The 23,915-nt window shown below is 71.8% G+C and carries 24 protein-coding genes; 4 read left to right on the forward strand and 20 right to left on the reverse strand.

The features are described from left to right. Window positions 1-129: 129 nt before the first annotated feature. From FK530_RS21955 to rpsP, 7 genes are all read right to left on the reverse strand, one after another. Window positions 130-408 carry a hypothetical protein gene (locus tag FK530_RS21955; RefSeq protein ID WP_146489104.1) on the reverse strand — a complete coding sequence of 93 codons (279 nt, stop codon included), beginning with the start codon at window positions 406-408 and terminating at the stop codon, window positions 130-132. After that, the gene (locus FK530_RS25975) at window positions 405-707 is read right to left on the reverse strand and encodes a YbaB/EbfC family nucleoid-associated protein (RefSeq protein ID WP_158645170.1); all 303 of its coding nucleotides are present in this window, start codon (window positions 705-707) and stop codon (window positions 405-407) included. The genes FK530_RS21955 and FK530_RS25975 overlap by 4 nt, the downstream gene beginning before the upstream one ends. Window positions 708-807: 100 nt before the next feature. Beyond that, on the reverse strand, window positions 808-1,833 hold the full coding sequence (locus FK530_RS21965) for a HAMP domain-containing sensor histidine kinase (protein WP_158645171.1): 1,026 nt from the start codon (window positions 1,831-1,833) through the stop codon (window positions 808-810). 133 nt (window positions 1,834-1,966) lie between these two features. Next, on the reverse strand, window positions 1,967-2,668 hold the full coding sequence (trmD, locus tag FK530_RS21970) for a tRNA (guanosine(37)-N1)-methyltransferase TrmD (RefSeq protein WP_146489107.1): 702 nt from the start codon (window positions 2,666-2,668) through the stop codon (window positions 1,967-1,969). 3 nt (window positions 2,669-2,671) lie between these two features. Beyond that, window positions 2,672-3,193, reverse strand: coding sequence for a ribosome maturation factor RimM (rimM, locus tag FK530_RS21975; RefSeq protein ID WP_146489108.1), 522 nt, complete (start codon window positions 3,191-3,193; stop codon window positions 2,672-2,674). Window positions 3,194-3,197: 4 nt separating this feature from the next. Continuing rightward, window positions 3,198-3,446, reverse strand: coding sequence for an RNA-binding protein (locus FK530_RS21980; RefSeq protein ID WP_146489109.1), 249 nt, complete (start codon window positions 3,444-3,446; stop codon window positions 3,198-3,200). Next, window positions 3,446-3,913: a 30S ribosomal protein S16 gene (gene rpsP, locus FK530_RS21985; RefSeq protein WP_146433055.1), complete on the reverse strand. Its 468-nt coding sequence runs from the start codon at window positions 3,911-3,913 to the stop codon at window positions 3,446-3,448. The genes FK530_RS21980 and rpsP overlap by 1 nt, the downstream gene beginning before the upstream one ends. A 226-nt stretch (window positions 3,914-4,139) precedes the next feature. Here rpsP and gad point away from each other — a divergent pair, with 226 nt between their 5' ends. From gad to FK530_RS22000, 3 genes are all read left to right on the forward strand, one after another. Continuing rightward, window positions 4,140-5,522, forward strand: a complete 1,383-nt coding sequence (gad, locus tag FK530_RS21990; protein WP_146489110.1) for a glutamate decarboxylase — start codon at window positions 4,140-4,142, stop codon at window positions 5,520-5,522. Window positions 5,523-5,759: 237 nt separating this feature from the next. Then, a complete protein-coding gene (locus FK530_RS21995) occupies window positions 5,760-7,082 on the forward strand; it encodes an acyltransferase (protein WP_146489111.1) in 1,323 nt (440 codons plus the stop codon). A 33-nt stretch (window positions 7,083-7,115) separates the two neighbouring features. Next, the gene (locus FK530_RS22000) at window positions 7,116-8,000 is read left to right on the forward strand and encodes a MerR family transcriptional regulator (protein WP_146489112.1); all 885 of its coding nucleotides are present in this window, start codon (window positions 7,116-7,118) and stop codon (window positions 7,998-8,000) included. Between the two features lie 3 nt (window positions 8,001-8,003). Here the strand turns inward: FK530_RS22000 and FK530_RS22005 are convergent, their stop codons facing one another. From FK530_RS22005 to FK530_RS22065, 13 genes are all read right to left on the reverse strand, one after another. Then, a complete protein-coding gene (locus FK530_RS22005; RefSeq protein WP_191834129.1) occupies window positions 8,004-9,092 on the reverse strand; it encodes an amidohydrolase family protein in 1,089 nt (362 codons plus the stop codon). 91 nt (window positions 9,093-9,183) lie between these two features. Further along, complete coding sequence (gene ffh / locus FK530_RS22010) at window positions 9,184-10,749, reverse strand: signal recognition particle protein (protein WP_146489113.1); 1,566 nt, start codon at window positions 10,747-10,749, stop codon at window positions 9,184-9,186. 9 nt (window positions 10,750-10,758) lie between these two features. Beyond that, window positions 10,759-13,251, reverse strand: coding sequence for a [protein-PII] uridylyltransferase (locus FK530_RS22015; protein ID WP_146489114.1), 2,493 nt, complete (start codon window positions 13,249-13,251; stop codon window positions 10,759-10,761). 9 nt (window positions 13,252-13,260) lie between these two features. Next, the gene (locus tag FK530_RS22020; RefSeq protein ID WP_068524879.1) at window positions 13,261-13,599 is read right to left on the reverse strand and encodes a P-II family nitrogen regulator; all 339 of its coding nucleotides are present in this window, start codon (window positions 13,597-13,599) and stop codon (window positions 13,261-13,263) included. Between the two features lie 52 nt (window positions 13,600-13,651). Further along, the gene (locus FK530_RS22025) at window positions 13,652-14,980 is read right to left on the reverse strand and encodes an ammonium transporter (RefSeq protein ID WP_191834130.1); all 1,329 of its coding nucleotides are present in this window, start codon (window positions 14,978-14,980) and stop codon (window positions 13,652-13,654) included. A 152-nt stretch (window positions 14,981-15,132) separates the two neighbouring features. Then, window positions 15,133-15,642, reverse strand: a complete 510-nt coding sequence (locus FK530_RS22030) for an SRPBCC family protein (RefSeq protein WP_146489115.1) — start codon at window positions 15,640-15,642, stop codon at window positions 15,133-15,135. A gap of 163 nt (window positions 15,643-15,805) precedes the next feature. Continuing rightward, window positions 15,806-17,071 (reverse strand): alpha/beta fold hydrolase, encoded by a 1,266-nt coding sequence (locus FK530_RS22035; RefSeq protein ID WP_146489116.1) that lies wholly within the window; start codon window positions 17,069-17,071, stop codon window positions 15,806-15,808. Then, window positions 17,068-17,313: a hypothetical protein gene (locus FK530_RS22040; RefSeq protein ID WP_146489117.1), complete on the reverse strand. Its 246-nt coding sequence runs from the start codon at window positions 17,311-17,313 to the stop codon at window positions 17,068-17,070. Before FK530_RS22040 ends, FK530_RS22035 begins: the two co-directional genes overlap by 4 nt. Then, window positions 17,310-17,942, reverse strand: a complete 633-nt coding sequence (locus FK530_RS22045; RefSeq protein ID WP_146489118.1) for a VOC family protein — start codon at window positions 17,940-17,942, stop codon at window positions 17,310-17,312. Before FK530_RS22045 ends, FK530_RS22040 begins: the two co-directional genes overlap by 4 nt. 32 nt (window positions 17,943-17,974) lie before the next feature. Next, window positions 17,975-18,739, reverse strand: a complete 765-nt coding sequence (locus tag FK530_RS22050; RefSeq protein WP_146489119.1) for a maleate cis-trans isomerase family protein — start codon at window positions 18,737-18,739, stop codon at window positions 17,975-17,977. Window positions 18,740-18,898: 159 nt separating this feature from the next. Beyond that, window positions 18,899-19,597 (reverse strand): TetR/AcrR family transcriptional regulator, encoded by a 699-nt coding sequence (locus FK530_RS22055; RefSeq protein ID WP_146489120.1) that lies wholly within the window; start codon window positions 19,595-19,597, stop codon window positions 18,899-18,901. Window positions 19,598-19,624: 27 nt separating this feature from the next. Next, a complete protein-coding gene (locus FK530_RS22060) occupies window positions 19,625-21,160 on the reverse strand; it encodes an FAD-dependent monooxygenase (protein WP_146489121.1) in 1,536 nt (511 codons plus the stop codon). A 26-nt stretch (window positions 21,161-21,186) separates the two neighbouring features. Then, entirely contained in the window at window positions 21,187-22,881 is a 1,695-nt protein-coding gene (locus FK530_RS22065; RefSeq protein WP_231706750.1) for an AMP-binding protein, read from the reverse strand. Between the two features lie 120 nt (window positions 22,882-23,001). Here FK530_RS22065 and FK530_RS22070 point away from each other — a divergent pair, with 120 nt between their 5' ends. Beyond that, window positions 23,002-23,856, forward strand: coding sequence for an alpha/beta hydrolase family protein (locus FK530_RS22070; protein ID WP_158645172.1), 855 nt, complete (start codon window positions 23,002-23,004; stop codon window positions 23,854-23,856). Window positions 23,857-23,915: the final 59 nt, after the last annotated feature.

Consider the following 23,915-nt stretch of genomic DNA (forward strand, 5'->3'; position numbering starts at 1 on the left):
TGAGCGCGCCCGCCGGCGGGTCGAATCCGAGGCCCGCGGCGATGCGGCGGGCCGTGTCGTGCGCGGCGAGGTAGGCGTCGCCCGCAGGGACGTACGGGCCCGGCTCCTGCGGCCAGAACGCGGGCGCGGTCACCGGACGGCCTCGATCGATTCGGCCGCGGCGCGATCGGTCCCGGCCGCGCGGTGCGCTCGCCGCCGGATGCCTGCGGCGAGTACCCGCAGCTCGGCGACGGCGGCGGCGTGCAGCTCCCGCGCCGCGGCGTCGGACGCGGCGGGCACGTCCCCGAGGGCGCGGGCGTACCGATCCTCGGGCAGCGGAAGAGGTTCCGGGGCGGGCAGGGCGTCCGCCAGCGCGTCGACGGTGCGCGCCTGCCGCTCCCAGGCATCCGGGTCGAGTTCGAAGATCATCGCGGCACCCGGGTCAGTTCGGCGCGCCGCTCGTAGTGCTCGCGCAGGCTGCCCGCCGCGCGGGCAGCGAGCTCGACGATCAAGGGCCCCAGCCGTTCCGGTGGATGGGCGCGCGGGGCTCCCGGCGCCAGGTCGACGTCGACGACGTGCCCGCGCACGTCGACGGTGACGGTGACCGTCCGGTCCTGCGACCGCGCCGTCACGCGGGCCGTCCGGAACTCCTCGTCGAGCCGCGCGAGCTCCGCCTCGCGGCGTTGGACGTCGGCGAGCAGTGCGGCGGCGTCGCCGATCTCAGTCATGAATCCCCCGATTCCGCGGGCGCCCCCACGCCCGTTGGGATCATCATGCCGTGTGCCCGGCCCGGAGGTGCGGGTTCGGCGCGAACTCCCGTCCGCTCGGTCACGCCTCCCAGTCCGGCAGGGTGTCGGCCGCCACCGCGGGCAGTTCGACACGCAGGCGCGATCCGCCTCGCGGCGAGTCCTCGATGCGCACCGAACCGCCGTGCGCGCGCACGATCTCGTCGATGATGACCAGCGCGAGCCCGGTGCCATCGGGGCGCCCGCGGTCGGGGTCCGCGAACGGCGCGAAGGCCCGCTCGCGCTCGGCGGCGGAGATGGGCGGGCCGTCGTCGTCGACGCGGAGGACGACGGCGTCGTCGAACGTGGCGATGCGCAGAGCGACGGCCGATTCCGCGTGGCGGGCGGCCTCGTCGACGAGGTACTGCATCAGCACGGCCAGATGGGTACGGGCGCCGAGCACCAGGGTCGCGAGGTCGCCGTCGACGGAGAAGGCGACCGCGGCCGGGACGCGGACGTCGGTCATCACCTCGAACCACGGGAGGATCTCCCGGCGCGGCCGCTCGCCGGCGCGGAGGCGCGCGAGGAGCAGCACGTCGGCGGCGGTGGCCTGCAGGCGTTCCGCGTCGGCGAGGCCCCGCTGGACGGCGTGCGCGGGGTCGGGCCCGCCCGGCCGGGTCGCGGCGGACAGGCCCGCTCGCACCGTGGCCAATGGGCCGCGCAGGGCGTCCGCGGCGTCGCCCACGAAGTCGAGGCGGCGCTCCGCACCGCGCTGGCGCCGGTCGAGGGCGTCGTTGAGGGTTCGGGCGAGCCGGGCGAGTTCGTCCTCGCCCCCGGGTTCGTCGACGCGCAGCCGCGGATCGCCGTCGGCGAGCGAGCCGAATCGCCGCTCCAGCGCGCCCACCCGGCGCAACACGCGGTCGGCGGTGATCCACGCGATCAGGCCGCCGAGCAGGCCCGCCAGGAGCGCGACCCCGAGCACCGCGACCGCCGGGCGGTCCGCGACGCCGCCGGTGAGCCACAGGAGCGTCCCCGCGACGGCGACGACGGGCACGACCACCGCCGCAGCGAGCAGTGACAGGCGGGTACGCACCCCGACGGACGTGCGCGGCACCGGGGTCCCAGCCACTCGTCCTCCTCCCGGGCGCCGATCGCCACGTCCGCGGCGGTGCGATCGCGTCGGCACCGTTCCCCGGGTTGACGATACCGACCGGGGACGCCTTCCCGGCGCTGATCGCACCGTCGGCGTGCGGCGTGGCGGACTAGCCGGCAGCGCCGGGCGGCAGCAGGTCCGGCCGACGGTCCGCCGTCCGCGCGAGGGACTGCTCGCGGCGCCACTGCGCGACCTTGGCGTGGTCGCCCGAGAGCAGGACCGGGGGGACGGTGAGCTCGCGCCAGGTCTCCGGGCGCGTGTACGAGGGCCCCTCGAGGAGGCCGCCGGCACCGTCGGAGAAGGAATCGTCCTGGTGGCTGAGCTTGTTGCCCAGCACGCCGGGGATGAGCCGGCCGAAGGCCTCGACCATGACGAGCACGGCGACCTCGCCGCCGATGAGCACGTAGTCGCCGATGGACACCTCGACGACGCGCACGCGGCGGGCGGCGTCGTCGAAGACGCGCTGGTCGATGCCCTCGTACCTGCCGCAGGCGAAGACGATGTGCTCCTCGCGGGCCCACTCGTGCGCCATGGCCTGGGTGAACGGGACACCCGCGGGCGTGGGCACCACGAGCAGGGCGTCGTCGGGGCAGACCTCGTCGAGCGCGGGCCCCCAGACCGTGGGCTTCATGACCATGCCGGGCCCGCCGCCGTAGGGCGAGTCGTCGACGGCCTTGTGCACGTCGTGGGTCCAGTCGCGCAGATCGTGCACGCCGAACTCGAGGAGCCCCTTGTCGACGGCCTTGCCCAGCAGCGCCTGCCGCAGCGGCGCGAGGTACTCGGGGAAGATGGTGACCACGTCGATGCGCATGCGCTACTCCGGGTCGAGGAGGCCTTCGGGGGCGTCCACGAGGACGAAACCGCCGGCGATGTCGATCTCGGGCACGATGGCGGTGACGAACGGGATGAGGATCTCGCGGCCGTCGGGCGCCTTCACCGACAGCAGTTCGCCACCGGGCGCGTGCAGCACCTCGGCGATCGTCCCGACGTCCTCGCCGGCGATCGTGCGCACGGCGAGCCCCTCGAGCTCGTGGTCGTAGAACTCGTCGGGGTCCTCGCTCGGCGCGACGTCGGCGGAGTCGATGAGGAAGAGGGTGCCGCGCAGGTCGTCGGCGGCGGTGCGGTCGTTCACGCCCTCCAGACGCACCAGCAGCCTCCCGGAATGATTCCGGGAGGCTGCCACGGTGTAGTTCTGCGTGCGCGTCTCGCGGGGGCGCCGGCCGGTGAGGACGGCGCCGTCCGCGAAGCGGAGCTCGGGTGAATCGGTGCGCACCTCCACGACGATCTCGCCGCGGATGCCGTGCGACTTGGCGACACGGCCGATCACGAGCTCCATCGGGTCAGCGGACCCGATCGGTGTCGACGACGTCGATCCGGATGCCCTTGCCGCCGATGCCGGTGACGAGGGTACGCAGGGCGGTGGCGGTCCGGCCGCTGCGGCCGATGACCTTGCCCAGGTCGTCCGGGTTGACGTGGACCTCGATGACACGGCCGCGACGGCCGGTGATGAGGTCGACGCGGACGTCCTCCGGGTTCGACACGATGCCGCGCACGAGGTGCTCGACGGCGTCGGCGACGACGGCGCTCATTACTCGCCCTCGGCCGGAGCCTCGGCGGCGGCCTCGGCGGGAGCCTCAGCAGCCTCGGCGGGGGCCTCGTCGGCCTTCTTCTCCGCCTTCTTCTTGGGCGTGGTGGCGGCCGCGGCGGGCTCCTTGTCGGCCTCGGCGAGCGCGGCGTTGAAGAGGTCCAGCTTGGACGGCTTCTCAGCGGCGGTCTTCAGGGTGCCCTCGGCGCCGGGGAGACCCTTGAACTTCTGCCAGTCGCCGGTGATCTTCAGGAGAGCGAGAACCGGCTCGGTCGGCTGCGCGCCGACACCCAGCCAGTACTGCACGCGCTCCGAGTCGATCTGGATGAGCGACGGCTCCTCCTTGGGGTGGTACTTGCCGATCGACTCGATCGCGCGGCCGTTGCGGCGGGTGCGCGAGTCGGCGATGACGACGCGGTACTGGGGGTTGCGGATCTTGCCGAGCCGCGTGAGCTTGATCTTGACAGCCATGTGCTGTGGTTCCTTCGTTCGTAGTCACGTGTGCAATTCAGCGATGCGTCAGGATGAACGCACCCGGTTTTGCCGTCTGGTTGCGTGACCGCCGGGCGGTATCTCAGCCGCTGCCGGTCAGCAGCGATCCATTCTGCCATGTCGCGCGGGCCGCACGAAATCGCCGGAGCACGGCCGCCTGCTCGCTCGGCCTGCCGCCCCCGGCGGGCGGCGGTAGCGTTCGGCCATGAGCACGAATCCCCTCGACGACGACGCCGTTCTCATCCCCGCCTACGCGAGCCGCCTCGGGACGGATCCGCTCCCCCGCGCCCGGCTCGCCGATACGGAGACCACGCCGTCCGAGGCGTACCGCTTCATCCACGACGAGCTGATGCTCGACGGCCAGTCGCGCATGAACCTCGCGACCTTCGTCACCACGTGGATGGAGCCGCAGGGGCAGGCACTGATGGCGGAGTCCTTCGACAAGAACGCCATCGACCACGACGAGTATCCGGCCACGTCGGCGATCGACGCGCGGACGGTCGCGATCGTGGCGGACCTCTTCCATGCGCCGGGCCTGGACCCGGCCGACCCGGCATCGGCCACGGGCACCTCGACGATCGGCTCCTCCGAGGCCGTCATGCTGGCCGGGCTCGCCCTCAAGTGGCGCTGGCGCAAGGCCCGCACGGCCCGGGGCCTCGACGCGAGCGCCCCCAAGCTCGTGCTGGGTGCGAACGTCCAGGTGGTGTGGGAGAAGTTCTGCCGGTACTTCGACGTCGAGCCCGTCTACCTGCCGATCGAACCCGGCCGCTACGTGATCACGCCCGAGCAGGTGCGCGCCGCCGTCGATGAGAACACCATCGGTGCGGTCACCATCCTGGGCACCACCTTCACGGGCGAGTACGAGGACGTCGCCGGGGTGTGCGCGACCCTCGACGACCTGGCGGCGCAGGGCGGCCCGGACGTCCCGGTGCACGTCGACGCCGCGAGCGGGGGTTTCGTGGCCCCGTTCCTCGATCCCGACCTCGTCTGGGACTTCCGGCTGCCCCGGGTCGCGTCGATCAACGCCTCGGGGCACAAGTACGGCCTCACCTACCCGGGTATCGGCTTCGTCGTCTTCCGGGATCGCGCGGCGCTGGACGAGGAACTGGTCTTCCGAGTCAACTATCTCGGCGGCGACATGCCGACCTTCACGCTCAACTTCTCGCGCCCGGGCGCGCAGATCATCGGGCAGTACTACAACTTCGTCCGGTTGGGCCGCGACGGCTACACGAAAGTCATGCGGGCGCTGCGCGGCACGGCGAGGTGGCTCGCGAAGGAACTCGGTGCAGTGGAGCACCTGCACGTGGTCACCGACGGTTCGGCACTGCCCGTGGTGACCCTGACGATCGACGACGACGCTCCGTTCACCGCCTTCGACGTCTCGCACGATCTGCGCGCGTACGGCTGGCAGGTCCCCGCGTACACGATGCCGGCCGACGCACAGGAGGTCACGGTGCTCCGCATCGTGGTGCGCGAGGGCTTCTCGGGCGACCTCGCGGGCAAGCTGCGCGACGACCTCATCGCCACCCTGAACCGGCTGGGCCGCCCGGACGCGCCGCGCGAACCGCGGGTCGCTTTCCACTACTAGCGGCGTGGCCCGGACAAGCGGCTCCCGCCGTGGGGCCCGTGTGGCGGTTAGGCTCGGTGACGAGCACGGTCAGCGCCGCGTGACACGCGCCACTTCGGTGTCGATGTTGCGAAAGCAATGGTTACCGGCGGGTAAACTCAACCTGTCGTCGCCTGAGCGGTGCACCGTCAGCCCGGTGTAGACCACTGCCAGGCCGCATACAGCCACCTCGCAGGATCGGACCACAGACTCAGACACATGGCCACGCACCTGGACCGCACCACCCCGTCTCCGGCGACCGCCGGAGCCGCCGGGGTCGCCCGTTCCCGCGGCGGCTACCTCTACCAGTTGGACTTCGTCCGCACGATCACGTTCCTGCTCGTGGTCTTCATCCACACGCTGACCAACACCAACGACGAGGTCAACGGCACCGTCACCAACGCGATCGCGATGAACCTGCACTTCACCCGCAACGCGTTCTTCGCGCTGACGGGACTCGTGCTGGCCTACGGCATCGTGGAGCGGGGCGCACGCCTGAGCCCGGTGCGGTTCTGGCGCAAGCGGCTCACCCTGGTGATCACCCCCTTCGTGCTGTGGGCGTTCGCCTACTGGGCGTACGACATGGTGGTCGGCGGCAACGCGGGTCTGATCCCGGGACAGCTGGGCGACTTCTGGAACAGCCTCAAGTGGGGCGGGACCAACGGCTATCAGCTGTACTTCATCTTCGTCACCCTGCAGATCTACCTGCTGTTCCCGTTGATCTTCGCGTTCGTCGAGCGGACCCGCCGGTTCCACGCCCCGATCCTCGCCGTCAGCGCCGTCCTGCAGGTGGGCATCTACGTCGCGGCCACGTACTGGAACCCGACGACCGGCTGGTGGGGCGAGAACTTCTGGCACCTGTACGCCACGTTCGTGCCGTACCAGTTCTTCATCCTGCTCGGCGTCATCGCAGCCTTCCACCGGGAGCGGATCGAGGGTGTCCTGCTGCGGCACGCTCCGCTGGTCTTCGCGGCCGCGGCGCTGACCGCCCTGGCGGCACAGGTCTTGTACCGGGTCCGCCTGAACGACGAGACGGCGCCGATCGTGGCGTCGGCGGTCTTCCAGCCCGCGAACTTCGTGCTGTACGTCGTGTTGGTGGCGGCGGTGTACACCGTGGGTCTGCTGCTCGCCCGCAACCGACATCGACTGCCGCGGCTCACCCGCTTCGCGTCCTACGGCGCGAAGCGCTCCTTCGGCGTCTTCCTCGTGCACGTGATGGTCCTGTCCACCCTCCTGCTGCCCCGCACCGCCGACGGTGCGCCCTGGCTCACGACCGTGCTCCCCTCGCCGTTCGGCACCGCCGTGGCGTACGCGCTCACGCTCGCGATCACTCTCGGCATCGTCGAGGTGCTCAGCCGCGCGCCGAAGGCGCAGTGGTGGGTGGGCCGCCCGCGCCCGGTCGATCGGGGCCGTCGCGCGAGCGCCCCGGCCGGGCGGACGCGCCCCCGCGCGGAAGCCGCTGTGCCCGCACCGGCGGAGCCCGTACTCCCCGAGCCCGTGGACCGGAGCCTCGCCGGCATCGCCAGGACCAGCGTTTCTTGACTCTCCCGCCGCTGGAGACCGCAGGCTGATCCCGTGACCGACGACAGCGCACTGTTCTCCATCGGCGACGTCGCGGCCCGGACCGGCGCGTCGGTGAAGACGATCCGGTTCTGGTCCGACGAGGGCCTCGTCCCCACCGTCCGCAGCGCGGCCGGCTACCGGCTGTACGACGTGGAATCGGTGGCGCGGCTCGAGCTGGTCCGGACCCTGCGCGCGCTGGGCCTCGACGTGAAGACGGTGCGCGCCGTCCTCGCCGAGCGGGTCGGCCTCGCCGCGGTGGCCGACGCCCACGCGAAGGCCCTCGATGCCGAGATCCGGACCCTGCGGATCCGGCGGGCGGTGCTGCGGTCGGTCGCCACCAGGAACAGCACGACCGAGGAGTTGAGAATCATGCACGAGATGGCGAACCTGTCCGCGGCGGAGCGCCAGCGGGTCATCGACGCGTTCGTCGACGAGGCCTTCGCCGACATCGCCCCGGACGCCCCCGGCGCACACATCGCGAACGGCATGCGGTCGATGCCCGCCGAGCTGCCCGACGATCCCTCGCCCGCTCAGGTGGACGCGTGGATCGAGCTGGCGGAGCTCGTCGCGGACGCGGGCTTCCGGGCCCGTGCCCGGGAGATGGCGGTGACCGGTGCGGCGGCGACCGAGCCGGCGGTGATGGTCGATCTCGAGGCCGCACGCGCGGCCGCTGAGGGCGGAACGGACCCGGCGTCGTCGGAGGCGGCGGCGCTGCTCGACACCCTGCTCCCCGGGGGAACGGACCGGGCCGCGATGGCGGAGCAGATGGCGACCTTCACCGACGCCCGGGTGGAGCGCTACTGGACGCTGCTGGGCGTGCTGAACGGCTGGCCGCGGCGCCCGGCGATGGTGCCGGCGGCGGAGTGGCTCATCGCCGCGCTCCGCGCGCACGCCTAGCGGCTACCGCCGCAGGTCGGCGAGCGCGCCCCGGACCACCACGGCCGACGGTGTCGGCAGGCCCCCGTGGGCGAGCGCGATGCGCGGGTCCTCGTCGTAGATCACCAGGTCGGCGGGGGCACCGTCGTCGATGCCGGCGAAACCGAGCCAATGCCGGGCCCGCCAGGACGCGGCCGCGATGGCCTCCTCCGGCGGCATGACCGCGGCGAGCGCCTCGATCTCGCGGGGCAGGGCGCCGTGCACGTTGAAGCCGCCGGCGTCGGTGCCCGCGTACATCGCGACGCCCGCCTCCCAGGCCGCGCGGAAGGTGGCCTTCCGGCGGTCGTACAGCGCCGACATGTGGCGGTGGTACGTGGGGAACTTCTCCGCGGCGGGCGCGGCGATGGACGGGAAGTTCTCGATCTGGATCATGGTGGGCACGAGCCCGATCCCCTTCTCCACCATGGTCTCGATGGTGTCGGCCGTGAGGCCGGAGCCGTGCTCGATCGCGTCGACGCCCGCGGCCAACAGGCCCGGGAGGGCGTCCTCGCCGAAGACGTGCGCGGTGATCCTGGCGCCCGCGTCGTGGGCCACGGCGACGGCCTCGGCGAGCACGTCGTCCGGCCACAGCGGCGTCAGATCGCCGACCGACCGGTCGATCCAGTCCCCCACGAGTTTGATCCACGGGTGTCCCTCGGCGGCGCGGCGCCGGACGGCGTCGACGAGCTGCGACGGGTCGTCGAGCTGCTCGCCGAGCCCGCGGGTGTACCGCTTGACCAGCGCGATGTGTCGGCCCATGCGCACGAAGCGCGGCAGCCCGGGCTGCCCGTCCAGGGGCGACGTGTCGAGGTCGGAACCGGGCTCGCGGATCACGGTGACACCGACGGCGACGTCCTCCAGCGCCAGCGCGCGGCCGCGCACCAGGTCGGGTTCGCCGTCCTCCACGATGCCGACGTGGCAATGCGCGTCGACGTAGCCGGGCACCGCGAAGCCCGCCAGTTCGGTGCGTGGGCCCGCCGTCCCCGGATCGGCGAGGTGCACCGCACCGTCGGACACCCAGAATTCGCCCTCGCCACCGGGCAGGACGACGCCGGAGAAGTGCAGATCGCTCACCCGGGCAACCCTACGTCGTGAAACCGGGCGATTTCGACGTCACGATCGATATCCCCGCCGCGAACGAGAATTCTGCCGATCCCTCGACGCCTTACCGCTTCTTGCGGAGCTGCTCCTCGAGCGCGGCCATGTCGATGCCCTCGAGTCCCGGGGGCAACTGGTCGAGGCCCTTGGGCATGCCCGACAAGTCCATCCCGGCGGGCATGCCCGGGAACCCGCCACCCATCCGGGGCGCCGCCGGACCGGTCTGGCGGGCGCGGTTGTTCTTCTTGCCCTGCTTGCCCTTCTGCTTCCGCTTGGACAGGCGCTTGGGACCGCCGCCCCCGCCGAAGCCGGCCATCTGCGACATCATCTTGCGCGCCTCGAAGAATCGGTCGACGAGCTGGTTCACGTCGGTGACGGTGACGCCGGAGCCCTTGGCGATGCGCAGGCGACGGGAGGCGTTGATGATCTTCGGATCGGAGCGCTCGGCGGGCGTCATGCCGCGGATGATGGCCTGGATGCGGTCGAGCTGGCTGTCGTCGACGGCCGCGAGGGCGTCCTTCATCTGGCCCGCGCCGGGCAGCATGCCCAGCAGGTTCCCGATGGGGCCCATCTTCCGGATCATCAGCATCTGGTCGAGGAAGTCCTCGAGGGTCAGCTCGCCGGAAGTGATCTTGGCGGCCGCCTCCTCCGCCTTCTGCTGATCCATGTGCTGCTCGGCCTGCTCGATGAGCGAGAGCACGTCGCCCATACCGAGGATCCGCGAGCTCATTCGGTCCGGGTGGAAGACGTCGAAATCGTCGAGCTTCTCGCCGGTGGACGCGAACAGGATCGGCTTGCCGGTGATCTCGCGGACCGAGAGCGCGGCGCCGCCGCGGGCGTCGCCGTCGAGCTTGGTGAGCACGACGCCGGTGAAGTCGACGCCGTCGGCGAAGGCCTGCGCGGTGGTCACCGCGTCCTGGCCGATCATGGCGTCGAGGACGAACAGCACCTCGTCGGGGTTCACGGCGTCGCGGATCGCTCGGGCCTGGCCCATCAGCTCCTCGTCGATGCCGAGGCGGCCGGCGGTGTCGACGATGACGACGTCGTGCTGCTTCGCCCTCGCCTCGGCGATGCCGCCGCGCGCGACCTCGACGGGATCGGCCGCGCTCACCCCGAGGGCGCCCTCGCCGCCGACGGAGGTGCCGGGGTGCGGGGCGAAGGTGGGCACGCCGGCGCGCTCGCCGACGATCTTGAGCTGGTCGACGGCGCCGGGACGCTGCAGGTCGCAGGCCACCAGCATGGGCGTGTGGCCCTGCTTCTTGAGAAAGTTGGCGAGCTTTCCGGCGAGCGTGGTCTTACCGGCGCCCTGCAGACCCGCGAGCATGATCACGGTCGGCGGGGTCTTCGCCAGGTTCAGCCGCCGGGTCTCGCCGCCGAGAATCCCGACGAGTTCCTCGTTGACGATCTTGACGATCTGCTGGGCCGGGTTGAGCGCGGCCGAGACCTCGTGGCCCTTGGCCCGCTCCTTGACCCGGGCGACGAAGGCGCGCACCACGGGCAGCGCGACATCGGCCTCGAGCAGCGCGAGCCTGATCTCGCGGGCCGTCGAGTCGATGTCGGCATCGGTCAGCCGGCCCTTGCCGCGCAGGTCCTTGAGCGCGCCTGTGAGCCGATCGGAGAGGGATTCGAACATTGCTCCAGACTATCGGGTCGGTTCGTCCTCCGGTGGCGCAGGCGGCGCGGCCTCCGGCAGAACGGCCAGGACCGCGCTCTCGGCGCTCGCCCGTAGCGCGGTCTCATCGCCGGGGACGCTCAGGCAGAAGACGTCGACGGCGGTCGCGCCGAGCGTGGCCACCTTCGCCCACCGCACGTCGATCCCGGTCTCGTCGAGCGCTCCGGCGACCCGCGCGAGCAGGCCGGGGGTGTCTCCGGCGCGGACCTCGAGGACGACGGTGCCGGGCGCACCGTCGAACCAGCGCAGCCGGGGCGGCGCCGCCACCCGCAGGGGCGGTGCGGCGGCGCTCCCGTCGACGGGGGCCGTCGCGGCGCGTTCGCGGCGGCGGAGCTCCGCGAGCACGTCGGCGCCGTCGAGAGCGGCGAGCAGCCGCTGCCGGACCAGCGCGGGGTCGGGCGGGTCGCCGAAGGTGGGGACCACGACGAAGGTGTTGACCGCGGACTCCCCCACGCCGGCCACGGACGCGCTGTGCACCCGCAGGCCCGCGAGAGCGAGCACCGCGGCCATCCGGGCGAGCACACCGCGCCGGTCGGGCCCGACGACGGCCACGGTGAAGGTGTGCGGTCCCAGCGCGGGCACCGGCGTGATCCGGACGTGCGTCCCCCCGGCGGCGGCCAGCGCGGCCACCTCCTCCGGGACGGGCCCCGGCTGCGGCGCGGGCGCGCCGTCCAGCACGCGGGCGGTGCGGCGGACGAGCTCACCGATGAGGCGCGACTTCCAGTCGCCCCAGACACCCGGGCCGGTCGCGAGGGAATCGGCCTCGGCGAGTGCGTGCAGCAGCTCCAGCAGGACGGGGTCGTGCCCGAGCTTCTCCGCGACCATCTCGATCGTCGCGGGATCGTCCAGGTCCCGGCGGGTGGCGACGGCCGGCAGCAGCAGGTGGTGCCGCACCATCGCCGCGAGCAACGCGGTGTCGGCGGCGGGCAGCCCGAGGCGGGCGGCGATGGCCTCGGCGAGTTCGGCGCCGATCACGCTGTGATCGCCCCCGCGGCCCTTGCCGAGGTCGTGCAGGAGGGCGCCGAGGACGAGCAGGTCAGGGCGGGCGACGTCCGTGGCGCGGTTGGCGGCGTGCGCGACCGTCTCGACGAGGTGCCGGTCGACGGTCCAGGTGTGCACGGCGTCGCGCGGGGGAAGATCGCGGACGGCGCCCCACTCGGGCAGCAGACGGCCCCACAGGCCGGTGCGGTCGAGGGCCTCGATGACGGGGACGGCGCTGCGGCCGGAGCCGAGCAGCGCGAGCAGGTCGGCGACGGTCTCCGCGGGCCACGGGCTGCGCGGGGCGGGCGTCACCTCGGCGAGCCGAGCGAGCGTCGACGCCGACATGGGCAGCCCGGACGCAGCCGCCGCCGCGGCGACGCGGATCGTGAGGCCCGTGTCCCGGTCCGGCCGGGCGTCGCGGGCGAGGGTGACCTCTCCCGCGTGCTCGACGACGCCCTCCGCGAGAGGCCGCCGGACGGGTGGGCGGCGCAGCCGGGAGAAGCCGCGGCGCGGCAGGGCGTTCTGCGCGGTGCGGATGCCCACGTCCACGGCGTACGCCACCGTGCGCCCGCTGTCGCTGATGGTGCGGGCCAGGTCGAACCGGTCGCCCAGCCGGAGCGCGGCCCCGATCTCATCGGCCTCCTGCGCGCGTACCTGGTCCCGCGCGCGGCCGGAGATGCGATGCAGCTCGGTCCGCACGTCGAGCAGCCGCGCGTACGCCGCGGCCAGGTCGTTCCCGGTGGTCCCGCTCGGGCTGGCCGACGGGGTCGGGATCCCGTCGGTGAGCTGGGCGAGGGAGAGCGCCTGGAGCAGTTGGACGTCGCGCATCCCGCCGCGGCCGTTCTTGAGGTCGGGCTCGGCGCGGTGCGCGATCTCGCCCGAGCGGCGCCACCGCTCGCGGGCCTGCTCGACGAGGTCGTCCACGCGGGAGCGGATGTCGGCGCGCCACTGCCGCCGTACGCCGCTGATGAGCAGATTCGTGATCTCCTCGTCGCCCACGATGTGCCGGGCGTCGAGCAGCCCGAGCGCGGCCGTGAGATCCGACTCCGCGACGCGGACGGCCTCGGGCACCGTGCGGACGCTGTGATCGAGCTTGATGTGGGCGTCCCACAGCGGGTACCAGATGCTCTCGGCGACCGCGGTCACGCGCGCCGGGTCGAGCCCATCGTCGTGCACGAGAAGCAGATCGAAGTCACTGTGGGGCAGCAACTCCCGCCGCCCCAGCCCTCCAACGGCCACGAGGGCGAGCCCGCTGTCCGGGCCGATGCCGGCGGCGGCGCCGTGCGTGGTGAGCCACACCTCGGCGAGGTCGGCGAGGGCGCCGCGCAGGGCGGCGGGGTCGAGGCGGTGCGGGCCCGCCGCGCGGTCGAGCAGACGGGTGCGCGCGGCGACCAGTTCCTTCGCGCCGCCGTGGCCCGCGCTCTCGCTCTCGGGCGTCCCGCTCTCCGTGCCCGGCACGCTCACCCTCTCCGGCACCGTCATCGGCGTCTCCTACAGGGCCTCGTTGCCGCGCTCGCCGGTGCGCACGCGCACGACGGACTCGACGGGCGTGACCCAGACCTTGCCGTCACCGATCTTGCCGGTGCGGGCGCCCTCGACGATCACGTCGACCACGCTGTCCACGACGGCGTCGTCGACGACGACCTCGATGCGGACCTTCGGCACGAAGTCCACGGAGTACTCGGCGCCGCGGTACACCTCGGTGTGGCCCTTCTGCCGCCCGTAGCCCTGTACCTCGCTGACGGTCATACCGAGGATCCCGGCCTGCTCGAGACCCGCCTTCACGTCCTCGAGCGTGAAGGGCTTGACAATCGCGGTGACCAGCTTCATAAGAGTTTCCTTCGCGTAAGTCGGTAGTGGATTCAGCTTAGATCCGGTCGCCTCAGACCAGGTCGTAAGCCGTCTCGGCGTGCTCGGAGTTGTCGATGCCGTCGGCCTCTTCCTCCTTGTCGACGCGCCAGCCGAGCGGCTTGAGCGCGAAGGCGATGACCGCCGTGAGGACGGCCGTGAACGCCAGGGCGACGGCCGCGATCACGATCTGCACCACCAGCTGCTTGTAGTCGCCGCCGTAGAACAGGCCGGTGTCCTTGGCGAGGAAGCCGAGCGCGACGGTGCCGATGAGCCCGGCCACCAGGTGCACGCCGACCACGTCGAGCGAATCGTCGAAGCCGAACTTGGACTTCAGCCCCACACCGAAAGCAGCGGCGATACCGGCGACGACGCCCAGGACGATGGCGCCCACGGGTGTCACGTTCGCGCAGGCCGGGGTGATGGCGACCAGGCCGGCGACGACGCCCGACGCGGCGCCCACCGTCGTGGCGTGTCCGTCACGGAACTTCTCCACGGCGAGCCAGCCGAGCATCGCGGCGGCCGTGGCGGCGGTCGTGTTCACCCAGGCCAGGCCGGCAGTGGCGTTCGCGCCGAGCGCGGATCCGGCGTTGAAGCCGAACCATCCGAACCACAGCAGCGCCGCACCGAGCATCACGAAGGGGATGTTGTGCGGGCGGTAGGACTGGTTGCCGAAGCCCAGGCGCTTGCCGACGATGATCGCCAGGACCAGGCCCGCGATGCCCGCATTAATGTGCACCACCGTGCCGCCGGCGAAGTCGATGGGGGCCACGGTGGCCTTGCCGTCGGTGGTGCCGAAGAGCTTCGCGGCGATGCCGCCCTCCGCGTTCGACAGCAGGCCGCCGCCCCACACCATGTGGGCGAGCGGCAGGTAGACGATGGTGGTCCAGATGCCCGTGAAGAGCAGCCACGTGCCGAACTTCACGCGCTCGGCGAGGGCGCCGGAGATCAGAGCGACGGTGATCACCGCGAACGTCAACTGGAACCCGGCGAAGACGATCGCCGGGAGGCCGCTGCCCGCGGCGTTGAGCACCACCAGGGTGTCCTCACCCGAGGTCTTCGTCTCCATCAGCTGGTCGAGCCCGAAGTACTTGAACGGGTTGTCGAAGAGCCCGAGGTAGTTGCCCTCCCCGGAGAAGGACGTCGAGTAGCCCCACAGCACGTAGATCACGGAGACCAGGCCCAGCGACCCGATCGACATCATCATCATGTTGAGCACGCTCTTCTGGCGGGAGAGCCCGCCGTAGAAGAACGCGAGAGCGGGCGTCATGAGCAGCACCAACGCCGCGGACATCAGCATCCACGCGGTGGTGCCGGAGTCGACTTTGCCGAACAGTTCGTCGGGCACAGAAGCCAAGAGCACGGGAAACCTCCTCGGGCGCGCCACCGTTGCGGCGCGAGTGAGAACAGCTTCTGCCGTGACCGTTTCCCGGCGGAGGCGCTCGTGTTGCCCGTGTGTAACCGGTGCGCCCGGCTTCGCGCCGTACGGTTACGCGCGTGTTTCCGACGGTGCCGCTACCGCACGTCGGTGTAGCGCGCGATCGGCGCGCCGACGCCGGTGGTCACGAGGGCGGGGATGCTGGTGGTCACGAAGAAGCTCCACCCGCGCGAGCAGGCCTCGAAGCACTCGGACTCCGCCGTGAGGCCCACGTGGGTCAAGCGCAGGTCGGTGCCCGCGGGTCCGGATGTGACCTCGAAGACCACGTCGGTGCCGGTCCACTCCCGATGGTCGTCGATGAAGGTGAGCTCGGCGTCGACCGCGTGCCACACCAGCCGATGCGGCGGCTGCACCTCGGTGAGTTGGAATCGGCAGAACCGGATACCGGTCTTCGCGCGCGCGGTCTTGCCCGGGTACCGGACGTCGTCGGTGAAGACGAACTCGTCGTCCAGGTCGGCGCTGTGCCCGATGAGGTTCCGGCTCCACCACTCCCGGACGTCGGTGAGCGCGTCGAACACCGCCTCGGGTGGGGCGTCGATCGTGGTGGTGGCGGTGAGGTAGTCGGTGCGCTGATCGGTGCTGGGCATGATGTCGGCCTTTCGGTGAGGAGTCCTTCACCTCCTCGTCGAACGGCCGGGCCCGATTTCGACATCCGAGCCGGAGCAATCTCACGATGTCGAGCTCTGCGGCAGTGCGTATGCCCGGAGAGGCGGTCCGAGGCCGCAGAAGTCGACATCGTGAGGAGCATCGCTAGTGGGCGGCGTCTCCGATTCCGCGGGCCGTCAGCCAGCGCTCGATCTCGTCGCCCGCCAGGGCCGCCGCCGTGGGCTCACCCTCGGTCAGGGCGGCACCGAAATGCTTGCCCCGCACGCGCACGTGCTTCACGTCGTCGGTCCCCATGGCGGCGACCATGGCGCGGGCGTCGTCGGGGAAGCACGCCTGGTCGCCGGTGATCTCGATGAACAGCGTCGGCATGCTCACCGCGGGCGCGCAGCGCAGGAAGCCGGCGCGGCTGCTCAGCCCGGACCAGGTCGACAGCCACGCCTCTGGGGTGGTGAGCCGGCCGAAGCCGACGACGCCGTAGTCCGTGAGGTCCGGCCGCGAGCCGAACAGCGAGCCGTACGGCCGGTCGTTGGGGTCGAGCGACGGGTCCATGCAGCGCAGGTCGGCGTCGGTGCGGTGGACCGTGACGAACTCGGTGGCCAGCGCGGCCCGACGGTCCGCCGGATCGCCGCTCTCCTTGAACCGCTGCTGCGCCTCCCGCGCCGTCGCGACCCGCTCCCGGGCCACGGCGTCGAGCCGCTCCACCCGCGCGCGCTGCGCCGCGCGGTACCGCTCCACGAACTCCGGCGGGTAGGACGACGCCTCGGGAGCCGGCCGGTAGCCGTTGGCGGGGCTGAACGGGTCCAGCTCCGGCACCACGGACAGCGGGTCGGCCTCGTCCGCCACCGACGGGTCGATCATCCGCAGCAGCAGCTCCCCCTGGCCGGGATGCGGCGCCATGAACACCGCATGGTCGGGCAGCGGCATCACGGCCTTCCGCAGTGCCACCGGCTTCCCGCCGGGAGTGCCGGCGAGCCGCTCCTGAGCCGGCAGGCTCGCCTGCTCGACGTAGAAGGCGGCCAGCGCCCCGCCGCCGGAGTGGCCGACGGCGATCACTGTCTCGAAGCCCTGTTCCCGCAGGTACACATGCCCCGCCGCCATGTCGAGCAGCGCCTGCTCGTGCAGCAGCGTCAGGTCGTTGCCCTGGGTGCGACTGCCCTGCGTCCACACCGCGACGCCACGCCGCAGGAACTCGGGCACGAGCACGTGGTGGGTGAAGTCCTGGCGGGGGTGCATGAGGAAGGCGACGGCCGTGGCCCCGGGCACGGTGCGCAGCACGCCGGCCACCTTGGCCCCGTCAACCGTGGTGAGCTCGACCGGCGTCGCGACGGTGCCCTCGGGCACCGCCTCGGCGTCGAGGTACCGGCCCGCGCCGACGCCCGCGGTCGCGGTCGTGCGCTCGGCGGTGGTCATCGGTCCACCACCCGCAGGGCGTCCTTGTCGTGCTGCGCGACGCGCGAGTCCTCGAGGCCCGCGAGGGAGCTGTACCAGACGGCGTGCCGGCAACCGGTGGCGCGCCGATCGATGACGATCTCCTCGGGCCGGGTGATCCGGAAGTACGGACCCACCTTCTCGATGTCGACGTCGGGCTCGGCGCCCGCGACCTTCACGACGCCCTCGTTCTCCGGGACGTCCAGGACGTACATGCGGCTCATCGCACGGCCTCCTTCTCCCACGCCTCGGCGCGCTCGACGATCAGCTCGGCCTTCCGGACCAGCAGCGCGTCCATCGACGGTGCGCCGCCGCCGACCACGTCGCACAGCGCCTCGATGGTGAGCGCGGCGTCGAGATCCTCCTGCGGTGTCACCGGGCGCAGAGCCCGGGTGATCTCGATCATGTAGCCGTTGGGGTCGTGCGTATAGATCGACTCGATGGTCTCGTGCATCACCTGCATCTCGCAGGGCCACGCGGAATCGTCCAGGCGGCGGCGGTATTCGAGCAGGTCCTCCTCGCTCTCCACGTGGATCGCGAGGTGGCGCGAGTTGACGAAGTAGCCGGGCGTGCCCTGCGGCAGCCGTGCCCAGGAGTCGCCGGGGGCGCTCGGATCGCCGATCGGCTCGAGGCCGAAGTAGTAGAAGAAAGCCATCCGGTCGCCGTTGCCGATGTCGAAGAAGAAGTGGATGAAGTCCGGGTGATCCTCGGGGCCCCAGCCGGCGGCGCAGATCGAGTGGACGATGGGGAATTTCAGCACGCCGTTGTAGAACCGCACGGTGCCCACGGGGTCGAAGGTGGGGAAGGCGGCGTGGTCGACGCCCTGCACGCGGTGCTCGGTGTTCTCGGTCATGGCGGTGCTCCTTTCGGGGACGGGTTCGGGTTCTAGGCGTCGACGGTGGCCGGGGCGTCGGCCCGCAGCAGCGAGCCGGCGCCGGGGATGTCGACGGTGGCACCCACCGCCCGCAGGATGCGGTACGCACCGGCGGTGGCGGCGGTGATGACGGGCACGCCGAACTCGTCCTCGGCGGCCTGGACCAGGTCGAGCGACGGCATCTGCACGCAGGCGGAGAGGACGAGCGCGTCCACGCCGCTCAGGTCCATGCTGCGGGCGGCCTCCATGACCCGGTCGCCGGGGATGCAGCCGACCTCGGCGTTGTCGGCCACCTCGAGGGCGCGCCAGTCGGTCACCGTCAGTCCCTCGTGCTCGAGGTAGGCCATCACCTGTTCGGCGAGCGGGCGCAGGTACGGGGTGACGACGGCGATCCGCTTCGCCCCCATGTCCGCGAGGGCGTCCACCAGGGCACCGGCGCTGGAGAGCACCGACGCCTCGCTGCCGCCGGAGGCGAGCTGCTCGGCGATCGACAGTTCGACCTTGTGGTGCTCGCCGAGGCCGGTGGACATGATGGCGACGAGGCAGGCGTAGAGCATCGCGTCGACACCGGCGTCACCGAGCTCGATGACGCACCGCTCGCGCTGCGCGTTCATCGCGGCGAGCTGCTCGGGCGAGACCTTCTTCATGCGCATCCGGCTCGAGTGGAAGGTGAAGTCCTGCTCCGGATGCCGGGCCAGGATGAGCGGCATCTCGGTCTCGACGGTGACGTTCGAGCTGGGGACGACCAGTCCGATCCGAATGGGCTTGGCGCTCATGGTTCTCCTCCGATGGGGTTTCGCCTTCCTCCCCAGTATTCGACGTCACCGTTCAAATGTCAACACTAATGTCAGGTTCGTGACGACGATGTCACGACACAACGACGACGCCCGCCCCGCCGGGAGGCGGAGCGGGCGTGACGCGCGCGGAAGATGCTCTCAGATCAGGGGTTCGAGCCGGTCCAGACGGCTGCGGATCTCGGCGAGCAGATCGGCCGGGCCGGCCACGGCACCGTCGACCTGCGGGACGCAGAGCATCTGTCGGGCGAGGGCACTGATGGTGTCGACGATGGCCTGCACCTCCACGCCGTTAGCGGGCTTTGCCCACCACGCCACCCAGTTGCACATGCCGAGCAGGCTCAGCGCGGCGGTGCGGGGGTCCACGGGCGTGAACTGACCCGCCTTGATGCCCTCCTCGATGATCGCGACCACCTCGCGCAGCACGCGGCGGCGCGCGGCGGCGTGGTCCTCCCCCGCCTCCTTCGGCAGCATCATCTCGGAGCGGTCGAGGATGCGGAACTGGCTCGGGTGCTCGGCGCGCTGTCGCACGAGCTGCTCGGTGAGGATGGTCAGCTTCTCAGTGGGCTCGAGGTCGGCGCGGGCGCTGAGCTCGGCGAAGACGTCGGCGAGCGCCTGCGAGACCCGCTCCACCAGCATCACCAGCAGGTCCTCCTTGCTGCCGATGTAGTGGTAGAGCGCGGGCCGCGACACCCCGACGGCGTCGGCGATGTCCTGCAGGCTGGTGGCGTCGTAGCCCTTGGCGGCGAACAGGTCCGTGGCCGCGTCGAGCACGTCGCCGATCACCAGATCGCGCCGTCGCTGTCCGCTCGCTCTACCCGTGCGTTCCGCCGTCGCCATGGGTCGCAGTGTACGCACGCCTCCGGCTCACGCCGTGGTGACGACGGCGTCCGCCCGGCCCGCGCCCACCGCCGCGGCCCCCTCGGACCGCAGCGCCGCCGGTACCTCGACGACGACAACCTTGCCGGCCCATCGCACCCGCTCGGCCAGGTCGATCCGGGCGCCCACGTCGGTCGGGCCCGACGGTCCGCCCAGCACCACGAGCGGCGCGTCGGCGCCGCGCAGCTCGGCGACGAGGTCGTCGTGCGCGGGACCCCACACCTCTCCGCCCGACCACTCGGCGCGGACGGCGTCGGCACCGTCGAGCCCGCCGGCCGGCAGTTCCCTCCCGGGCGCGGACAGCGCCTCGGTGGCGAGCGGACGGCTCAATACCCAGTCGTCGACGGTGCCGGGCGCCGCCACGGGCGCCTCCCCCAGGTCGCGCAGCGCGGCGGCGGCGACCTGCGGGTATTCGGCGGCGTAGTGCCCGAGACCCAGGTTGCCGGCGCGGGTCATGTACGACAGCGCGATCCGCTCGGGCGCCTCCACGGTGCGCTCACGGAAGCTGGACCACCAGTTCTGGGACCGGGCGGCGAGGTGCTTGAACCGGCTCACGTACGGGCGCCGGGCCGCCTCGTAGGCGGCGAAGGCCTCCGCGGTGTCGGCGTGCTCGGACAGCGCGCGGGCCAGGGCGATGGCGTCCTCGAGCGCCAGCTTGGTGCCGGACCCGATGGTGTAGTGCGCGGTGTGCGCGGCGTCGCCGATGAGCACCACGTTGCCGGTCGACCACCGGTCCAGCGAGACGGTCGGGAACTGCGCCCACCGGGTGCGGTTGGCGAGCAGCTTGCGCCCGCCGAGCTCCTCGATGAAGACGTCCTCGAGCAGCGCGAGGCTGCGCTCGTCGGACTCGCCGACGGGCGTCTCGTCGGCGAACCGGTCCAGGCCCGCCGCGCGGAAGGAGTGGTCGTCGGTCTCGATGAGGAAGGTGCTGCGGTCGTCGGCGTACGGGTAGGCGTGAACCACGAAGGTCGCGTCGCCCCGGGTGCGCCACGTGAAGTTCGCGTCGTCGACCGCGAAATCGGTGCCACACCACATGAAGTGGAGGCTGCCGTAGCTGACGGAAGCGCCCAGCTCGGCGGCGAAGCGCTCCCGGACGGCGCTGCGGGCGCCGTCGGCGGCGATGATCACGTCGGCCGCGATGTCATCGATCCCGGTCTTCGCGCCGAGCCGGATGTCCACGCCCACTTCGAGTGCCGACTTGGTGAGCACCTCGAGGAGCACGGCGCGGCCGATCGCGAGGTTCCGCGCGCCGTGCAACTCGACCTGGCGGTCGCCGGTGCGCAGCACCAGGCTGTGCCCGTCGTGACTGGCCTCGCGCAGCCGGTCCGCGGTGACCGGGTCGGCGGCGGCCATGTTGGACATGGTCGACTCCGTCAGCCCCACACCGAATCCGAAGGTCTCGCCGCTGGCGTCCGACCGCTCGTACACCGTGACCCGCGCTTGGGGGTCGCCGAGCTTGATCAGCCGCGCCGCGGCCAGTCCGGCGGGCCCGCCGCCGATGATCGCTACCGTCCTGTTGCTCATGATCGTCTTCCTCGTGTTCGTGTCGGTCAACGCGCGGACTCGGCGCGCAGTGCTTCGGCGACCCGCTCGCGCAGGTCCTTCTTGGAGACCTTCCCCACGTTGGAGAGGGGGAACTGGTCGACGACCTCGATCCGCTCGGGGCGCTTGTAGCCGGCGAGGCCCTGCGCGGTGAGGAACTCGCCGATCGTCGTGACCGTCGGCGCGGGGCGCCCGTCCTCGACGATGAGGTACGCGCAGGCCTTCTCCCCCAGTACCGGGTCGGGCATGGCGACGAGCGCCGCGCTGACGATGTCCGGGTGCCGCAGCAGCACCTCCTCGACCTCCTCCGCATGGATCTTCTCGACGCCGCGGTTGATGACGTCCTTGATCCGCCCCTCGATCGAGTAGACGGTGACGCCGTCGATCACGTGGGCGCGAGCGAGATCGCCGGTGCGGTAGAAGCCGTCGGCGCTGAAGGCGTCCCGGTTGTGCTGTTCGGCGCGGTAGTAGCCGCGGATCGTGTACGGCCCGCGGGCGCAGAACTCGCCGATCTCGCCGACGGGAACCTCGGCGTCGCCGCCGATCTCGGCGATCCGTACCTCGTCGGCGGGCGAGACCGGGGCGCCCACGCTGTGGTGCCGGACGTCCTCGCCGGCGCCGTCGGGCGTGACCAGGAACATCCCCTCCGCCATGCCGAACATCTGCCGCACCGGGATGCCCAGCTCGTCGCGCAGCCGCTCTGAGACCTCCTCGGGGAGGGCCTGCCCGCCCACGATGAGATCCACGACGCTGGACAGGTCCGCAGTGGCGCTGCGCGGTTCCTCGAGCAGGCGCACCACGAGGGCGGGCGGCATGAGCGGCAGCACCGTCGGGCGCTCCGCCTCGATGAGATCGAGCAGTTCCGGGATCTTCGGCGTGGGCGCGAGGACCACCGTGGATCCGCTGAGCAGCGCCGGCTGCAGGGCGAGCGCGATGCCGGCGTTGTGCATCACCGGCAGCGGGTACAGGATCCGGGTCTCGGTGCCCCATCCCAGCGCACGCGCCCAGGCGCGGGCGTTGTGCACGTACTCCTCATGCAGCCGGGGCGCGACCTTCGGCAGGCCGGTGGTGCCGCCGGAGAGCTGGAACAGCGCGATCTGCTCGGGATCGACAGCAGGCGCCGCCGGTGCCGTGGCGCCCGCCGCGAGGAGGTCCTCGAAAGTCGGGGTCGCGCCGATCGCGGCGCCGCGAGCGACGATGACGACAGGGAGGGCACCGTCGGCATGCAGGGCGGAAGCGACGGCGATGGTCTCCCCCTTTCCGTAGTCGCCCTGGACGACGGTGGCCCGCGCGCCGACATGCTCGGCGAGCAGGCCGATCTCGCGGACGCCGTGCTGCGGCAGGGTGCAGACGGGACGCAGCCCGGCGATGAGCGCGCCGAGGTAGGCGACGACCGTCTCCGCGACGTTGCCCATCTGGAACATGATCGGCTCGCCGGGCGCGAGGTCGGTGCCGGCGAGGACGCCGCGAGCGAACCGGTCCGCGCGGTCGAACAGCTCCGCGTAGGTCCACCGGACCTCGGGCGTGATCAGGGCGGTCCGCTCGGCGAACACACCGGCGGCGGCGCGGAGTTCGTCCGGGAGCGCCGCCCCGCGCCACAGGCCGTCGGCCCGGTACCGCAGCACGACATCGTCCGGATAGGGAACGAGGCCTGGTTCCTGGAAGGGGCTGGTCATCTGCATCACCGCAATCGTCTCTGACATAGAAGTCAAATTATCAACATGATTGTTGACAAGCAAGGGGTTCGCGGAGTTTTCTTGACATCGATGTTGAAATCTCGCCATCGACGTACTCTTGCCTCACCCGCACAAGGAGACCTCACCATGACCACCGCCACCGCCCCCGTGGAATCGATCACCCTCGTCGCCGACGGCGTCTCACTCGCCGCCCGCATCGCCCGGCCCGTTGGCACCTCGCGCGCCCTGATCCTCGCCGTGCACGGCGGCACCTACGACTCCGAGTACTTCCAGGTCAGCGACGATTCGCTGCTCACCATCGCGCCCGTCCTCGGCTACACCGTGGTCGCCGTGGACCGCCCGGGCTACGGCGGCAGCGCCGATGTCGCCGCAGACCGGCTGGGCTTCGACGAGCAGGCGAAGATCCTCACCGCCGCGATGGACGGCCTGGCCGCGAGCCTCGACCTACCGGTCGTGCTCGTGGGCCACTCGATCGGCGGCATGCTCGCGCTGCTCGTCGCAGCGTCGTCGAGCACCCCGCGCGGCATCGAGGTCAGCGGCCTCGGCGAGCTGTGGCAGCCCGGCATCCGCGAGATGTGGGGCGGGCTGCGCGGCGACGCCCCGTCGATCGCGCTGCCGCCCGAGGCGCACGCCGGCGTCATGCTGGGCCCGGAGGGCACCTACCCCGCGTCCGCGATCGCGCGCGATGGGGAACTGTTGCGCCCCATGCCGATGCCCGAGCTCTACGACGTCGTCGACTGGGCCGACCGGCTCCCCACCGTCGGCGCAGCCGTCACCGTCCAGGTGCGTCTCACCTTCGCCGAGCACGACCACATCTGGCGCGCCGACGACGAGGCGATGGCCGCCGTCGCGCGACACTTCACCGCCGCGCCCTTCGCCACCACTCTGATGACGGGCGTCGGACACTCCATCGAACTGCACCACCTGGCCCGCGCCTACGTGCTGAGCCAGCTCTCCTTCGTCGAGCAGGCCATCGCCTGATCGATCGCCAGGACGCCTGTGCACCGCGGATCACGCGGATCCGCGGTGCACAGGCGTGA

This window comes from Tsukamurella conjunctivitidis (assembly GCF_007858475.1).
In the GTDB taxonomy this organism is placed as follows: domain Bacteria; phylum Actinomycetota; class Actinomycetes; order Mycobacteriales; family Mycobacteriaceae; genus Tsukamurella; species Tsukamurella conjunctivitidis.

Excerpts from the sequence above, each read along its gene's own strand:
- FK530_RS22015 (WP_146489114.1), bottom strand. The coding sequence starts at position 13,251 with ATGACGGTGCCGGAGAGGGTGAGCGTGCCGGGCACGGAGAGCGGGACG.
- FK530_RS22040 (WP_146489117.1), bottom strand. The coding sequence starts at position 17,313 with ATGAGCCGCATGTACGTCCTGGACGTCCCGGAGAACGAGGGCGTCGTG.
- FK530_RS22055 (WP_146489120.1), bottom strand. The coding sequence starts at position 19,597 with ATGGCGACGGCGGAACGCACGGGTAGAGCGAGCGGACAGCGACGGCGC.
- FK530_RS21955 (WP_146489104.1), bottom strand. The coding sequence starts at position 408 with ATGATCTTCGAACTCGACCCGGATGCCTGGGAGCGGCAGGCGCGCACC.
- rimM (WP_146489108.1), bottom strand. The coding sequence starts at position 3,193 with ATGGAGCTCGTGATCGGCCGTGTCGCCAAGTCGCACGGCATCCGCGGC.
- FK530_RS25975 (WP_158645170.1), bottom strand. The coding sequence starts at position 707 with ATGACTGAGATCGGCGACGCCGCCGCACTGCTCGCCGACGTCCAACGC.
- gad (WP_146489110.1), top strand. The coding sequence starts at position 4,140 with ATGAGCACGAATCCCCTCGACGACGACGCCGTTCTCATCCCCGCCTAC.
- rpsP (WP_146433055.1), bottom strand. The coding sequence starts at position 3,913 with ATGGCTGTCAAGATCAAGCTCACGCGGCTCGGCAAGATCCGCAACCCC.
- FK530_RS22030 (WP_146489115.1), bottom strand. The coding sequence starts at position 15,642 with ATGCCCAGCACCGATCAGCGCACCGACTACCTCACCGCCACCACCACG.
- FK530_RS22035 (WP_146489116.1), bottom strand. The coding sequence starts at position 17,071 with ATGACCACCGCCGAGCGCACGACCGCGACCGCGGGCGTCGGCGCGGGC.
- FK530_RS21995 (WP_146489111.1), top strand. The coding sequence starts at position 5,760 with ATGGCCACGCACCTGGACCGCACCACCCCGTCTCCGGCGACCGCCGGA.
- FK530_RS22070 (WP_158645172.1), top strand. The coding sequence starts at position 23,002 with ATGACCACCGCCACCGCCCCCGTGGAATCGATCACCCTCGTCGCCGAC.
- FK530_RS22045 (WP_146489118.1), bottom strand. The coding sequence starts at position 17,942 with ATGACCGAGAACACCGAGCACCGCGTGCAGGGCGTCGACCACGCCGCC.
- FK530_RS22020 (WP_068524879.1), bottom strand. The coding sequence starts at position 13,599 with ATGAAGCTGGTCACCGCGATTGTCAAGCCCTTCACGCTCGAGGACGTG.
- FK530_RS22050 (WP_146489119.1), bottom strand. The coding sequence starts at position 18,739 with ATGAGCGCCAAGCCCATTCGGATCGGACTGGTCGTCCCCAGCTCGAAC.
- FK530_RS22060 (WP_146489121.1), bottom strand. The coding sequence starts at position 21,160 with ATGAGCAACAGGACGGTAGCGATCATCGGCGGCGGGCCCGCCGGACTG.
- FK530_RS22065 (WP_231706750.1), bottom strand. The coding sequence starts at position 22,881 with ATGTCAGAGACGATTGCGGTGATGCAGATGACCAGCCCCTTCCAGGAA.
- trmD (WP_146489107.1), bottom strand. The coding sequence starts at position 2,668 with ATGCGCATCGACGTGGTCACCATCTTCCCCGAGTACCTCGCGCCGCTG.
- ffh (WP_146489113.1), bottom strand. The coding sequence starts at position 10,749 with ATGTTCGAATCCCTCTCCGATCGGCTCACAGGCGCGCTCAAGGACCTG.
- FK530_RS21980 (WP_146489109.1), bottom strand. The coding sequence starts at position 3,446 with ATGAGCGCCGTCGTCGCCGACGCCGTCGAGCACCTCGTGCGCGGCATC.